Origin of the sequence: Microcystis sp. 0824, from assembly GCF_003112475.1 — a bacterium.
In the GTDB taxonomy this organism is placed as follows: domain Bacteria; phylum Cyanobacteriota; class Cyanobacteriia; order Cyanobacteriales; family Microcystaceae; genus Microcystis; species Microcystis aeruginosa_C.
Genome location: NZ_BDSM01000053.1, coordinates 1 through 15690 on the forward strand (window position 1 = coordinate 1; position 15690 = coordinate 15690).

The window sequence follows — 15690 nt, forward strand, 5'->3', positions numbered from 1 at the left end:
CGGGTTTACTCATACTCTAATAACCCAAGTTGCTAGTTATAAGCTTCGCTAGATCGATTTTGTATTGTGGATTATGGCGATTTTGGATTTTGGATTGTGGATTGTGGATTGAGCATCCTGAAAATCTTCAAATCCTGAAAATCCTGATCAGATTTGGTATAAGAGGGGGGGAGAGGGGAGGAGTTACGGGTTTCCTCATACTCTAATAACCCAAGTTGCTAGTTATAAGCTTCGCTAGATCGATTTTGTATTGTGGATTATGGCGATTTTGGATTTTGGATTGTGGATTGTGGATTGAGCATCCTGAAAATCTTCAAATCCTGAAAATCCTGATCAGATTTGGTATAAGAGAGGGGGGAGAGGGGAGGAGTTATGGGTTTCCTCATACTCTAATAACCCAAGTTGCTAGTTATAAGCTTCGCTAGTTCGATCCCCCTAAATCCCCCTTAAAAAGGGGGACTTTGAGTCTGGTTCCCCCCTTTTCAAGGGGGGCTAGGGGGGATCGAACCTAGAAATCATAGACAAAATTTGTAACTAGCAACTTACGTTAATACCCGGTTTAAATGCGTAACTGCTTACCTCCCCTAATTGAATTACGCTTTAACCTGGGGTGCAGTGACAAAAGAATTAGCCACCGAATCGGTTAATTTAACATCATCGGCTAGATTAAAGCCGAGAGACTGTAGCAGATTGTTGCGGTTATTCTGAGTATTGGTGCTGACAATGTTGTTTTTGATGGCTGTAGTTCGAGCTTTATTGTCGGTAGAAACCCCAGAAAAAGCCGTCGTTTTTTGCCAAGCGTAAACCTCATTTATGGCGGTGGTATCGTGTTGCAATTTCTCGACATCAATAATATTGGTGCTACAGACATCTTCCTTGATTTGAGGAACAATCCGGAAACCGGAGAGGACGTCCTCGACAAATTGCTGATCGTTAGCTTCAGGGAGAAGAATTCGTTCTGAGTCTTGACCCTTGACTTTAACAACTTTAACCTTAGCATCGCCCCAAAGTGCGGTTGGCACATCTTGAGTTATGGAGATAAATCGGAACTGGTTCTGATCAACGAGTTGTGAGTTTCCTGCCTTTGTCTTCCGGGTAATTTTGATGTTGTAGCTGCTGTCGAGTTGATCCTTTTTAATGCCCATGGAACGAACGCCAAAATCGGTGTTCGCCTTTTTACCTTTAAAACGGAGAGGTTCGGTATCTTGGGTATTTTTTTGGTAAGATGCTTGCTTGCTGGGGATAGCAGAATTAACTACTAGCTCTAACTCTTTGGGATTGACGACAAAGGCGACTTCTTTGGTTGTTGCTGGTGAGAGTTGTTTGGTGACTCCTTGATTGACAACAACACTACAAACGTCTGCACCTGTTGATGAACCTTGTGCTGTTGATTTCGCAGGGGGTAAGAAGGAACTTTGGAAACTTTCCCAATCGATAGGCTCTGGTAAGCGAGAAGATTGATCGCCAAATTCCATAGTGACTTTGACGAAGATAATTCTAAATGTGGCTGTACCGGCAAATTCTGGGCCCCACAAATGCAGTTGCACCCCTAAAGTAACTGGTCCGAGTATTCCAAAGCCGGCTTGGATTCGGATTTGTACTAGGATTTCGTAGTAGTAGGGTTTCCAAGAGATGAGGAAATGAGCCTCAGCGACAAAGTTAGCCCACAGTGTACCGAGTTTGAAATTGGCTTCTAGTCGGCCACCAGCCATGATGGCATGAGCGCACAGAGCAAAGTACATTTCTCCCTTGAGGGATAGACAATCTCCGACTTTCCATTGGAAGCCTAGACGAGGGACTGTAGGATAGTGGGCAGGTTTTGTGAATAGGGGGTGATAACCACCTAAAGTAATAACAAAATCACCGGCATGAGGGCCAGAAACCCAGAGACAGACGGCAAAGCCACCAGTTAAGCGACAATCTGGAGATAGGATGTAGCAATCCGAGGCTAATTTACCTTCGATGGCGATTACTCCTTCACTCAGAGAAAATCTGGCTCGTAGGAGCATCGTCATATTGGCAATACAGCTTGTATTTTTCGAGTCTTTTGCCGGAGTGGGAATTTCCATCTTGGCAATTCCCAACAGGTTGATCTCGAAATCTTCCCCCAAGGCGACGGTTAGCAGCGCAAAGCAGTCTAACATCTGGAAGCAGGTAAACTTGAGTCCGATGGCAACAAAGCCGGAGCCGATGGATATGGGCATATATTCATCCATCTGGCTCAGTTTTTTGGTAATCAGTTCACTATCATCGGAAAATTTCTTGTCGGTGGGTTTTACCGCTTCGGCAACTAGGGGAAAATCTCGTAACTTGTCGATGGAAGGTACTTTCAGATAGCGGTTGTAGCCGAAACCCAGAGCAAATCCCGTGATAATGAAGGAGGGATCAACTACTATAGTGACGTTAAGAACGGCATATAGAAATAGGGAGGGTTCATTGTTGTAGTAGGCATAGGCACCGATGGCGCTGACACCAAAACTTTTAAATTTGAGTCTGGCTAAACCCAGATATTCTTCATATTCATGTTTTGTGTCTTGCTTACGCAGTAAGGCCCCGCTTATTTCGATAATTGAATTTTTGTATTCTATGCCAATGCCCGATATTTTAAAGGATGGGGTTAAGTCTTCTAAGGCAATCCCGACTCCTAAATCGTCGCAAGCGAGGGTCAAACCAGCGATTTTGAGAGCAGCATCAATGACGATGCCGATTTCTGGATTGTTTGCTTTTTCCTCATATTGGAAGCCAATTTGTTTAAGTGAAAACGGTCCGAAGGTTTTGTCTATATCAAACCAAACGGCTAAGTTACTGTTGGTGACTGTTTCTTTTGCTCCACCAGGAGCTAATACTTCTTTTTCTCCTTCTGCTTGTGGACTTACTGGCAAGCTCAAAATCTTAGCAGCATCGGCTAATCCCAATTGACCTGAGAAGCTAAAACCTTTACGGACAGAGAGTTTGGCTTCGCTTTCTTGTGTACCCTCTTCTTTAGGAACTGGCATTGGGGGGATGAGTTTTTCTTCTTTTTTGTCGGGTTTGTTAGGGATTTTGTCGTTTAAAACGCGAATTTCTTTGATGGTAAAGGCTTTAGACGCGGCGACAAGTCGCAGGGATGGAACTAATTCTTTTTCACCGACTTCATCGGAGATTAAACCACGCACTACGGGAAGAGATTTTAATTGGATTTTGGTGGCGATATCTAAATCTAGGACAAACAGCCATTCTCCTTTACTTGTTTTCTGTTCTTTCCGGTAAATCACCATCAGATTTTTGAACTTGATCGATTTATCCTTGAGTCCACTTGGTAACAAGTCAGCGATGCTTGTATCTAGGGTTGCCATCAAATCATTGAGGGTGATACTGAAGGGGTCTCCTTTTTCTTTAGCTGTATAGGCGACAATGGTTTGACCTTCACTTGGTTTTTTGTCGGGTTTAGTTTCAGAGATAAACTCGATGTCTTTCCCGATAGAAATTGTTATTTTTGGACCTTTTGCCGGTGCGTCATTTGAGGTTTTTGAAAGACCTTTTTCCAGTTCTTCTTTTAATTTGGGTTCGGTGTTTGTAGTCATCGGTTTGTTGGGGGATTTGGTTGATGAGTTTTAAGAGTGAAGAATGAATTTTTGGTTCAGATTTCTGTAATTGTAATTCTCCTTGCTTCTGGATTTTGCTAATAATGAGAGGCTCGCGTCGAGGGAGCCTCTCACCTTCCCACTAAGCATAAATACTTAGTGGGAAAATAGGCTTTTCGAGGGTAATTCTTGTTTTAATTCTCCATGTACGCAGTCTTTTAAAGCCTCTATTTCGTTCCAAGACACGATTAAGAGTGGCTTTTAGGCTAAGTATAATTACTCATCGTTTCAGTGAGATACTCACTGAAAGTACTTGTAAAGATACTTTCGATCGGACGAAGTTGGTAGAATAATAACAAAGTTAAAAGATGCGTCTTTAAGTTTTTGAGTCTTAGCATCTCTCGTAATTACCCTAAAAGGCGAAATGCTAACAAGATCGACTGTGCATTCTGCATCTAGTGACGTAAGCAGAACAATAGCTTTATCAACTTGCTTAGGGTTAAATCCTACTGTAAATTCTATTTGGAAATTACCGGCGTTGATGCGAAACCCTTTAGAAATCTCGTTTCCGTAAAGGGCCAAACCATCCGGCTCGAGTGCCATCGAGACCATGGGCGGAAACGACACCGACTTGGGGTCCATCGGCTTTATATCCTCTCTGACAACGAGTCTGCCACACAATATTCGCTCAATCGATGTGCTATCAAGACCCACTGCCAACCCACCAGAGATGACAACAGGCTTACCATGAGGCATTGCCACTCGTTGTTCACCTCTTACCATGAGGCTCAGGTTTTGATAGCCGTCTAAATCTAGCCCAGTGTCATCATCACCAATTGCTAGATGAATTTTAGGAGTTGTAGTACCAATACTGATACCGACCTTATTACTAATAAGCGCATTCCCACCAACATGAAGTTTAGCTTGGGGTGGTTCATTAATACCGATGCCGACATTGCCATTTTTATCAACTCGCACCCGCGCAAAATTATCTGTGTAAATAGCTAATATGCCATCTCCTTGCTGCTGTAGCCCCGTGTCATCATCACCAATTGCTAGATGAATTTTAGGAGTTGTAGTACCAATACCGACCTTACCACTAATAACCGCATTCCCACCAACATCAAGTTTAGCTTGGGGTTGATTAATACCGATGCCAACATTCTCCTCACTATACAAAAGTGGCGTTTTTTCGATAGGTATAACTAGCCGACCATCGGGATAGCTACCAATGTTTTGATAGTCAATATATATACAAGCTAGTCCAGAAGCACTGCTTGTTACTAAATTGGTAATTGATAGCTCGATTCCCTGTCCTTCTTTCCATTGTTTGAACTGGTCGCGGGGTGTAAAACTCCACTGAGTGGAACTGGCGGTATGGGTTCGGAGCCAACCCTCCTTTCTCTCCGCGATTCGAACATTATTTAACTGGCTAGTTGTTGCCACCAGTGCGTCTTGATGCTCCCCTTGCTCAAAGCTGACAATAAACTTTGAACTTTGGTCTAATGAGAGAATCGGTCTTTCATTATTAGACAAGGGGGAATTGATCACTTTTAATGTTAGAGTGTTTTTGGTAGTTCCATCGTTGAGAATCTTATTAGAACCTAAGACCCGAAATTGTAAAGGAATTTGCGTCTTACTGAGATGATTGATCACAGAAATTGCGATTCTGGAGGTTATTTCATCCTCAATATCTTCCTGGTTTTGTCCCGTCGAAACTTGATTATTTCCACCATACAACAATGCAACATTGCTGGTTTTAACAGTGCGATTATTAGCTGTCAGGTTCGAAAAACATATCGTAATATTTGCATGCGGATCCAACCTTAGTTCTTGTTTGTGAAGAAAATATACCGCAAAAAAGTTTGTTTCATCGTGACAATTGACTTGCCACTGTCCACTGTCTGAATTTAGGTCTATCTCTATCTCATCAGAGTTAAGCCCTAAATCTTTTTCAAAATGGAGGTGAAAATGGCAGTTTTTCTCACTAGGTGTTTCATCCCACACTGATCCTGTAGGGGGATTCTCGGAGCCTTTGGGGTCTTTAAATGTAACTACCTCGTTGCTGTCATTAAACACCTTTAAATATAACTTTAAGGGAGCATCACTATCTTTTAAATAGATGGTGTTAATAATGTCAGGGTTGTTTTCGTCTCCGTAATAAAACTGAAATTTCAAAGGCTCTTGGCTTAAAAGTCCGGCCAAACTAATGGCTTTGCCTTTGATGGCTCCTTCGGCTTGACGACTTTCTTCGGGAACTCTGTTAAGCATGATCATTACTCCTGGGAAAAAAAAGAAATTGATGTATGTGGTTGAGCTTTATTCGCTGACGGTTTGGACTTCTTGAGTCCATGAATCGGTTGATTCAGGTTGCTCTAATTGGGATTCTCCTTGTCTCTGGATTTTGCCAATCAGTTGATAGACTTGGCGGTAAGGCATGGTACCCAAAGCTTCTAAAACTTGGTTGACTTCCCCCAAAGTTAATTCGAGGGAAATTTGTTTGTTTTCATTCATTAGTTTCTGTTTTTCTGGTTAATTTTAGCCAGCCATCATAGATTTTTTGTGGACTGGAGTAAACGGACTGAGAATCAAAGGGAACTAGGGGACGATTTGACCAGACAGTACCATCTTTTCCTAACCAAGACCATTCATAATTGGGTACTTCGGGAAGGGAAAGCTTGATCTGATCAAGATCATTGATTGGGTTAAGATCACTCAGAAGTGGTGCCGCTAAAAAGGTAACTTCCATCGCTTGTAAAGCAGGTACATACTGTTCCGGCGGAATAGAAATACTCTTAGCAGGAAGTAGGCCACAAGTCGCGTTAACTTGTCCACGAGGGTCGATTAACATCACTAGAGTTTGGGCTGTATTTTCCTCTAAGGTTTGCTCCAGATTCAAGGGAGTGTCAGGGGTGAGATCTTCTTTATTCTCAAACAGGGTTTTGATCTTTTCGTGGGGAACATAGCAACTTTGGGGAGCATAAAAAACGCTGTCTTTGTAAGTACCATCATCGGCTTTTTCTACCCAGTAGCCCACCAAACTATCATTAAACTGCCGATATTCACCAATACGGATGGGGAATTTGACCTTTTCAAAAGCTTGTGTGGTTCGGAATTTATTGTAGAAAAGATCGTTAGAGAAGGATATCCTGTTCTGGCTAACGGCGGGTATGCCTTGGATATCTAAATTGATGCGGGCTCGTACTAGAGCTAAAGGTCGCGACACTAGCAAGGAGATGGCTTTATGTTGAGCAAATCCTTCGGGGTCAATGGTTTCTAAGGCTGCATTGACAGTGGTGAGGAAATCGGACATAAATGCCGGCCCCTGGTTAATCAGATACCAGACCATTTGCTTGAGATAAAGGTTAGTCTGATTAATAATTTCCTGAATTTGCTCCTCAGTGTAATCACGTCCCGGAACAGAGCGCAATCTAGCGGTGCGGTCAATCATGACTAGAGCCTTGCCCTCATCATCATAAATAGTCAGGCTGTTATCTAAGTTGTTGGGCAAAACCCAGCCACAGATTGGTTTGGTGGCGAGGGTATCATTCATTTCCTGATCTGGTTTACTGCTTTTACTGCGGCGAGTCTGCTGTGGTTGAGTGGCCGATAGCCAGCGAAAATTCAAGCGGGCGGGTTGGGCTAAACGGGGTGGCAGGTAGATGGGATGGGATGATAATACATTAGCAAAAGCTGATGGCAGTGTTAGGGGTTGGCTAGTGACAATCTCACGGCTATTGTTAGTGTCAAGCACGACATTAACCTGTCCAAAGGTATCCACAAGTCGCAAATCAGTAATTTTTAATCCTCCTAGACGAATGGGACTAAAGTCGAATCCAATTAAAGGCGATCGCAAAAGACTGTCCGGTACGAGAAGAGAGCTAAGTGTTAAAGTGTTCTGCACGTTTTCCTGGAAGTCGTTTACTCCTTTAGTTGTTGTAGTTGTTGGAACTCGTTTAGTTGTTGGAAGTAGATTATCCTTGACATCTAACTGAATTGTCCGATTATAGGTGAGTAGTGCATCACTAAAGCCGCCGAGACTCTGGGCGAGACAGCCGTTAAGAGATTGCAGTTGTTGATAGGCCCGCAGCGCCGTAAAAAAAGGATCACTAGCTGTGGGGTTTTTCCGGTCATACCACCCCTTGACAGCTTTAAAATTCTTGACCAGGTAGTCCTCGGTTTGGTCGTCTGGGGATATTTTTTGTTCTTGGTAATAGTCGGGCAATAAATACTTAGTCAAGTAATCTATAAGATTGTCCTTGAGCAACACACTAGCCGAGGAAGAGAGAAAACTAGCTCCCCTGTAAAGGTCGGGATAATTAGCAAAATGATTCGCACTTGCATCCGTCGGGGTGATTTCAAGTCCATCGACCCGCAATTGATATTTATCTTTGAAGATGTTAGTGTCGTAGTTTACACTTGGGGTGTATTTATCGTCGTCGTTCTTGGTTTGTTGACTCTTGTGTTCTAGTCCTTTCAATTGCACTTGCCATTCCAACAGGAAGGGGTTCCAAGGCTGATTTGCCCATTGACGGAAGCCAATTTTTTCTGTGGGGTTGTTGCCAAACTCCCTGAGAAATTGGACAAAAATATTTAAGGTCTTGTCAGATAAGCTCTGCAAGTCAATGGACTCAGTTAATAATTGACATTGCAGCAAACCATCTGTCCTCAAACGCTCGTCGTCACGGTTGCGAGTCGGTTTAGCGACTTCCCCAGTCATTAAAACTACGGGATCATTTGGCTGCCAATAGCGAGGCCCTGGAACTATTTTGATGGTGTAAGATGGTCGGAACAAACCGATTTTGTCTTGGTAATCCCGGTCAATTGCGGTCGGAGATAGGGGTTTTTTGTGGAAGCTAACGCTGGCGATGCGTCCCCGTAAACGATGGCTACCGGAAGAGTTAGACATTAAATAGACGGTGCCACTAAAGGGGTTATTAGCCTCTAAGTGGAGGAAAACCCACCGATTCTTAGGAATTGCTGTCCAGTTAATCGGTCCGTTTACCTGTTGTCCGTTAATGTAAATTTTGTCAAAAGTGCTGCTAATTCCATTAGTAGAATTAACATAAAGGCTGGTGCTTTCTACCTCTAAAAGGGAACCCTGAACTCCCTCTGGTATGTTTACCCACATCGAGAGGGACTGGATATTTCCTAAATTAGAGATTTCATAATTCTGATTGCCATCGAAAGATAAACACTTCATGGCAATATCGTCATCCACTAAGGTAGAATCGCCAGTGACTTGGACTGATTTTTTGGGAGCAATTAAACGGGATTCTTTGTTAAACTGCTGCACTTCAGCAATTAGTGTGTTAATCGACTGCGCCAGTTGGCTTGCTTTTGAATTACTGTCAAAAGGGTAATTTGGAAATCCTGGAAGATTATTAGAGACAGAGGCACTGACAATTTGATTTTGATCCTGTTCATTTTTTAGTACCTTCAAAACTCCAGCAGCTTTGATGGCATTCTCTAAGGCTTTTACTCCATATTGATTGTTATCCGCAGTGTCCTTAAGGAACGTTTGAACTAGATTACTGTCGCTTCTTCCTTCGATAGCATTAGATCCTGTTCCCAGTGTCCGTATATTGGTTCTGTCCAGGAATCCTGTTGTCTCAACATAATAAGTGGCCAGCATATACTTATACCAATCAGCATAGACTTGTTCTCGAATTGAGCCAACTTTTGCTAATTGTTGGTCGTATTCACGCTGTGCTTCGTTAACTTTACTGATGCGATCACTGATGTTGGCGGATAATGTCACCTGCATTATTCCCTCGCCTTGCACTGCATTTGCCGGGTTGGCACTTCCCGACTGGGAAATTTTGGGATCAGATTCCGGCACTACCTGCCATGATATCTCTTTACATTGGCCAGTAAAGCTGTCCTCGTGTAGTCCTTGTCGAAACTTGGGTCCAAAGTCGAGATTTTGCTGTACTAAACGCCCACTCATTTGTATGGCTTCTAGCTGCTCCTCAATCGTTTTGCGATTTTCTGTATTTGTTGTGTCCAGTTGACGAGCTACATAAGCTGCTATGGCTTCTTCTTGGTTGTTTCCTACGGCGATCGTTCCTTGGAATTTAATCGCTTGTGGGTTAGTTACAGAAGCACCAGGCGCAAAACTTAGGGAAGCATGACAGAGAAGACGATCGGGGAAACTTTCGTTATTGCCTATTTCTACTGTCCAGCCAGCTTTACTTTGCAGAGTGTCTAAAAGGCTTAAAGGATCTCTGTCTGGGTACTGTTCTTTGATAAATTTGTCAAGATAATCATTTTCGCCGTCGCTATACCAGCCAATGACATCATATCGTAGGTCTTTGGGCGGGGTTGTGTTGGTGGTGAATTCCCCATCATGAAAACCGAACACACTACGACAGTTAGGATAAAAACCAGCAAAGGCAATTTTTTCGTTGTCTAAGCCATCAACTGTGGCGAAGGGTCCAATAGCGGACAATTCCTGAATATATTGGGCATTTGTTGGCCTTGAGTGCCATGCTCCCAATTCTAATTTACGCCCCAGAAAACGATAGGGTTGATACTCATTGGTAGCTGGATAATAGAGGATATTAATTGTATCTTCTGGTGTAGCACCTTCAGGATACAGATAATCACTTTCTACAACCCATTTTTTTTCTTCTATATTGCTCCCACGTCTTATAATTAACCAGCGATTAGGTACAAGGGGAAAGGTGATGCCTTGTTCTCCATCTCTCGCTATACCGTTAGTCAGCGCATCCGGCAAAGACCAGTGTAGGTGAATGCCTGCTTTTAAGGTCAATTGGGGTTGTGTAAAGGGAACCGTTAATACGGTTTCGCTAATATAAGCACTACCGCGATTTACTAATTGGCTATTTTTATAGTAGGGGAGCTTACTATAATCAGTCATTTCCCCCAGTACATTTGTCTTGGTGGGGAGGTAGAGGGCATCAAGGTAAACTGGGACTAGAAGTGTGGTCATAACTATAGTATGTAGGGATGAATGAAGCAGAAACCTAAATCGTCAGTTTTGGGAATTTTCGCTGTTCCACTGGAGAGAGGTTGGCAAATGCGCCCAACTCACTTGCAGCAGTTTTAAGATTCGTTTTTTTTCTTATTTTTTGAATGGTAAGGACTCTTGATTTCTTTGTCAACACTTTTGGTATTCTTTTTTGTAAATTTTCATCATTTTCTTGTTATTTCTTGTTATTTCTTGTTACTTCTTGTTACAATATAGTTCTAACTTTTAGGATTAAGGTAACAAGAAACAGAGTAAAGTCAATATTTACAGGAAGTTCTAACAAGCCAAAATCTAATCAGGATTTGAGGATTTTCAGTCTCAATCCAAAATCTAAAATCCAAAATCGAAAAACATTTCAAGTTTGTCGATGATTTAAATTCTGCTGCTAGAAAAGCATCTGCTGAATGAGCAAACAGGCGCTCATGAAAAAGGGAGAATAATAATGATAATATCCACTAGAAACCCGATCATCGGCTATTTGGTAGCGGCATAAATCCAACCGATGCCCAAAATGCCGATGTCTGGTTAATATGTCCAATTTTGTTTCGTCTGTAGGGTGTAGGTTCCGTCGCGCACCTTGACCCGATGGGGGATCAGCTTCAGGTCTCGGAAGATATTAGCTTGGTGTTGTAGGGCCACCAGAGAGCGATCATCGATCGGGATAATGGCACGTTCAGAGGCCCTCTGTTCGAGATTGGTGATGATCGCTGGATCGATCTCGTGGTGAGCTGCCAAGCGTCTCGTCGCCTCTAACTCCTGTTGTTTCGCCCAGGCACCCGCCTCGTTCACCTCTTCTAAAATCACCTTCAGTACATCGGGATAATCCCGCACCAATTCGGGAACCGCATAATAATAGGTCGGCACTTCTAGAGAGGCGTTTTCCCCGAAGATGCTCTCCAAATCGGCCAAAGATCTTCCCGGATAGGTGCGCGTCTCCGTGGGGGAATAGGGAACCCAGACCACCCAAGCGTCGATCTCACCGCGACGAAAAAGCGCCAGTGCTTCCGGTTGGGTTGCATACACCGGTTCGATATCGCTTAATTCTAGATTCACTCTCATCAGTGCGCGGATGAGGACGTAATGGGCGCTCGAACCTCGATCGAAGGCGATTCTTTTTCCTTTTAAATCCGCCAAAGTCTCTATTGGCGAATCCTCTGGTACGAGAATCGCCTGACCTTTCGGGGCGGTATATTTTTCCTTGGCTACCCGGACGAAGACGTGTTCGGCCGCTTGGGAGAAAATACTCGCCGTACCGCCACCACCGCAAAAGTCGATCGTTCCGTTGCTCAAGGCCTCGATCAGAGAGGAAGCGGCCAGAAAACTCGTCCACGTTACCGTCACCCCAAAGGGTTTTAAGCGTCTTTCCAGAAAGGCCTGGGCGCGGAGAACTTCCAGATTGGTCATGCCCTCAGGGTAGCCGATCTTGAGGTTTCCTAGCCGCCGCGCTTGTTTGGCGAGGGGAGTGATAGGGTCGGGGGTCGAGCGCTTGAACCAGCGATCGAGCGCGATACAGAAGAGAATTCCAGCGATAAATAATCCCACGGTTTCCAATAGTCGGGGAGTGGTATTGCGGGGGAATTTAAAGCTATCGACGAGGTTCAGAATCAGGTTATCGGATCGAGAATTTTGACCGACGGCGATCTCGCGTAGCGAGCGCTTTGCGTTCGTGTCGGAAAATCCAGCCAGGAGAAAGCTCCCCACCAGACTGGTCAAAAAAAGCAGCGCGGGAAGAACTGCCCGCCAATTTCGCCACGGTTTCCAGAGACACTTGATCGAACGGTGGAACATGGGATTTCTCGCAGAAAACAAGATTTATTATCGGTAAAGGGGACAAGAGGGAAGGGTTTAGAAACTCCCTCGGCATAGCTGCCATTAGTTTTATCTACATACTATAGAAACCCACGACTCCTCGATTGTGTAACAAAGTACATTTATAAATGTATTGAAAATGATATAGTTTCAAAATAAAATTGCGCCCGCATTTGAGAGATCGAGGTGGTATGGATGGATTGGTTGATCGAAATCGTCAAAATTGCGGTGGCCACCGGCATAGCCACCACCTTCGACGACAATATTTATCTAACCGGCTTCTTTAGCGAGGTAAATCGTACCTTTCGCCCAGTTCACGTCGTCGTCGGCGAGCTAGTCGGGTTTACGGCCTTAGTATCGGTTAGCTTGCTGGGTTTTCTACTCGGCTTAATCATCCCGCCGATTTATATCGGTCTTCTCGGAATCTTGCCGATCCTCATCGGTGTGAGAAATTTACTGACGTTAAATCGCGATAACGAGAGGGAAACCGCAGATCGCAAGGTTAATTTGCGAAGAAACGCCCAATTTCACGGGTTCGCCTCCCGCAGACTATCCCTCGCTCAAGTCCTCAGAGATCGCCAAACCTATAAAGTTTCCGCGGTCACGATATCCAATGGCGGCAATAATCTCGGTATCTATATTCCCCTATTCGCCAATAGTACCGTGGCGCAGTTAGCCGTAATCATCCCGATCTGCTATTTAATCGTCTGTACTTGGTTATTTCTCTCCTATAATCTAACCCGCCAACCGGGGATCGCGGTTGTCCTCAGCCGTTATGCCAGTAAGCTTTTCCCCTTTGTGCTGATGTGGTTGGGCCTACGGATTATTCTCGATAACGGTTCCTATCGCCTGTTGATTCCCATCGGCTAAATTAGTCCCCTGTAAAAATCGCCAATCTCTGGCTCGCAAGGGAGTCAGAATTGAAGAATAGATAATAAAACACCATTTATTTCCTAGGCAGAATTATCCCATCCCAAGGGGTGATTCCCAGTGGGGTGTAGAGTTAGAAGATTTTGACTCAGCCAGAACAACGATTTGATGCGTTGCATTCCAGACGTTTTTGACGCTCTGCTAAGATTTTTTGTAAATTCGGTCGTCCAGTTAAGGTTAATCGCCAAGAAGCCCAAATTTCATAGATAGTATCCACTAGAAATCCAATAACTGGCCATTTGGTAGCGGCATAAATCCAACCAATGCCTAAAATATCATAGACTTGGCGAAACACTTCCACATTTTGGAGAATAGTACCATCGGCTAGTACAGCATGGATTCGCCCCATGGCTGCCGCGAAGGAAATCCCGCCATTTTCCTCTGGATTATAGTTTTCGGCGGCAATATCGACAAAAGCAACTAATCCTCTCCCAGCATCCCGTTTTTGCAGAAAATTGACCTCCCGCAAGCAGAGGGGACATTCTCCATCGTAGAGGAGTTTAATTTTCCAAGAGGGCGATCGAGTAGAATTTTCTAAGGTATCAGCAGATGGAGTCGGTAAAGATGACATGATATTCTAGGGGTTCTCTTTTCAGTGAACAGTAAACAGTAATCAGTGAACTGAAAACTCAAATCCGATCACTGATGACTGACTCCTGATGATTATTTTATGGCAATTTATCAGATTGGATGGGATCACTCTCTATTGGTTCTCGATCGTTGCGTTTTGAGAAACCCCAAGCAAAGAGGATAGCAATTAAACTAATCATAATCCATTCCGGCGGCACAAAATCGGGACTAATCACCCGCAACAACAATCTTAAACCCACCAAACCGACGGTGACAAAACCGGCATCTTCTAGGTGGGTGTATTCCTCTAACCAGCGAATAAATAAACCCGCCATAAAGCGCAGGGTAACTACTCCGATCGTACCACCAAGCAGGATTAACCAAGTATCATCGGCCACGGCGATGGAGGTGGTGACACTATCGAGGGAAAAAGCTAAATCGGTAACGGCAATTAGGGGGATAGCTTGCCAGAGAGATTGAAACTTGAGACTATGATGGGTGTGGTCTTTGTCTTCCGGGGAGGCAAAGTAATTAAAGACTAACCAGAGCAAATATACTGCTCCCAAAAGTTCAAACTGCCAGTATTTAACCACCCAGGTGGCGGTAAGAATCAAGACCATACGGAGAATATAGGCGAAAACTAAGCCAATATTCAAGGCCTGACGTTGACGCTGATGATCTCCTAATCCCTGTGCTATGGAAGCGAGAGCAATGGCGTTATCTGCTGATAATACCGCTTCTAGGGCAATGAGAACCAACAGAATTAACGGGGTTTTTAGACTAAGGGTTAGAGATGAATCAAGGAGCGAGTCTAACATTGAGGCCGCAGGTAAAAATAAATGTAATCATGGCAATACTTCAGCTTAACGCTTTTACAACTTTCTTTTCTAGGGGAGATAACCGTCATCGGGGTGGGGAGATATGAAGTCTTGTAACGAAATGATGCAGAGGACCCCGATGATGTCGGAAAGTATTGGATGAATATCTTTATGAGGAGATAATCAGCAATGCTTTCTGATACTCAAGTTCTAGTCGCTCTGGTAATTGCTTTAATCCCCGGGATTTTGGCTTTTCGTCTAGCGACGGAACTTTATAAGTAAAGTCGCTTTCAATAAACCCTGATCCCGTCTGACCTAGCTATAGGATAGACTGATTGGGGTTTTTTCGGTTATCGGTCATCAGTTATCAGTGATTGGGTGTAACTTAAAAGTAATTAGCCACCTTTCTCACCGATTTTACTTGTACTCATAAATCTATGACCGCACGAACACGAAACCAAACCGACAAAAAACCACAAAAAAAGCCAAAAAGCAGCAATAAATCCCAAAAATGGCAAGTTATCGAGATTTGGCTGCGAATTATTGCCTATAGCGCCATTTCCATCACGGCGGTTTTTGCGATCGCTCGTTTGTTACCCTACCAACAGATGCAACAGGCAAAACTGGAAGAAGTGCGTTTGGCAGCCCAAGAAAAGGAGGAACGCGTCAATCAATTGCGCGGTCAATTTACTCGCAGCTTCGATCCTAGTCAAGCGCGGCAAGTGATGGGGGAACAAAGTCCCCGACGGGATCCCAATCAAAGACGCATTTTTTGGGTTTCTCAGTAGATTAGCTGCTCGTAGATCTCAATTACTTGTTAAGACTCTAGAGGAGAGGAGATATCCACAGAGTCGGTCTGAGCATTTGTCAGTATAAAACTAATGACCACAGCGACACAATTCTTAAGCATTTCTGCCTTGACAAAAGAGGATTATTATGGGTGCAGCTGAATTTTGAAGAAATATCTATAGGACATTTTGGGCGCACGCAGTGCGCCCCTACCATT

Annotated in this window: 10 protein-coding genes; 3 read left to right on the forward strand and 7 right to left on the reverse strand. The window is 43.9% G+C overall.

The window, feature by feature from the left end; translation table 11 throughout:
* Nucleotides 1–593 precede the first annotated feature (593 nt).
* The 5 genes from N0824_RS17355 to N0824_RS17375 form a co-directional block, all read right to left on the reverse strand.
* The gene (locus N0824_RS17355) at nt 594–3563 is read right to left on the reverse strand and encodes a DUF6603 domain-containing protein (RefSeq protein WP_108937662.1); all 2970 of its coding nucleotides are present in this window, start codon (nt 3561–3563) and stop codon (nt 594–596) included.
* A 300-nt stretch (nt 3564–3863) separates the two neighbouring features.
* A complete protein-coding gene (locus tag N0824_RS17360) occupies nt 3864–5834 on the reverse strand; it encodes a hypothetical protein (RefSeq protein ID WP_108937663.1) in 1971 nt (656 codons plus the stop codon).
* 48 nt (nt 5835–5882) lie between these two features.
* Nucleotides 5883–6077: a hypothetical protein gene (locus tag N0824_RS17365; RefSeq protein ID WP_072923865.1), complete on the reverse strand. Its 195-nt coding sequence runs from the start codon at nt 6075–6077 to the stop codon at nt 5883–5885.
* Complete coding sequence (locus N0824_RS17370; RefSeq protein WP_108937664.1) at nt 6070–10518, reverse strand: hypothetical protein; 4449 nt, start codon at nt 10516–10518, stop codon at nt 6070–6072. The genes N0824_RS17365 and N0824_RS17370 overlap by 8 nt, the downstream gene beginning before the upstream one ends.
* A gap of 564 nt (nt 10519–11082) precedes the next feature.
* Nucleotides 11083–12345 carry a sulfonate ABC transporter substrate-binding protein gene (locus N0824_RS17375; protein ID WP_108937665.1) on the reverse strand — a complete coding sequence of 421 codons (1263 nt, stop codon included), beginning with the start codon at nt 12343–12345 and terminating at the stop codon, nt 11083–11085.
* A gap of 216 nt (nt 12346–12561) precedes the next feature.
* Between N0824_RS17375 and N0824_RS17380 the strand changes: the two genes are divergently transcribed.
* Complete coding sequence (locus tag N0824_RS17380; RefSeq protein ID WP_108937666.1) at nt 12562–13236, forward strand: cadmium resistance transporter; 675 nt, start codon at nt 12562–12564, stop codon at nt 13234–13236.
* A gap of 148 nt (nt 13237–13384) precedes the next feature.
* On the opposite strand, the gene N0824_RS17385 is transcribed toward N0824_RS17380, so the two are convergent.
* A complete protein-coding gene (locus N0824_RS17385; protein ID WP_108937667.1) occupies nt 13385–13867 on the reverse strand; it encodes a thiol-disulfide oxidoreductase DCC family protein in 483 nt (160 codons plus the stop codon).
* Nucleotides 13868–13964: 97 nt separating this feature from the next.
* The gene (locus N0824_RS17390) at nt 13965–14684 is read right to left on the reverse strand and encodes a TerC family protein (RefSeq protein WP_108937668.1); all 720 of its coding nucleotides are present in this window, start codon (nt 14682–14684) and stop codon (nt 13965–13967) included.
* 189 nt (nt 14685–14873) lie between these two features.
* Between N0824_RS17390 and psaM the strand changes: the two genes are divergently transcribed.
* On the forward strand, nt 14874–14966 hold the full coding sequence (gene psaM, locus N0824_RS17395) for a photosystem I reaction center subunit XII (RefSeq protein WP_012264462.1): 93 nt from the start codon (nt 14874–14876) through the stop codon (nt 14964–14966).
* Nucleotides 14967–15121: 155 nt separating this feature from the next.
* A complete protein-coding gene (locus N0824_RS17400) occupies nt 15122–15472 on the forward strand; it encodes a hypothetical protein (RefSeq protein ID WP_108937669.1) in 351 nt (116 codons plus the stop codon).
* Nucleotides 15473–15690: the final 218 nt, after the last annotated feature.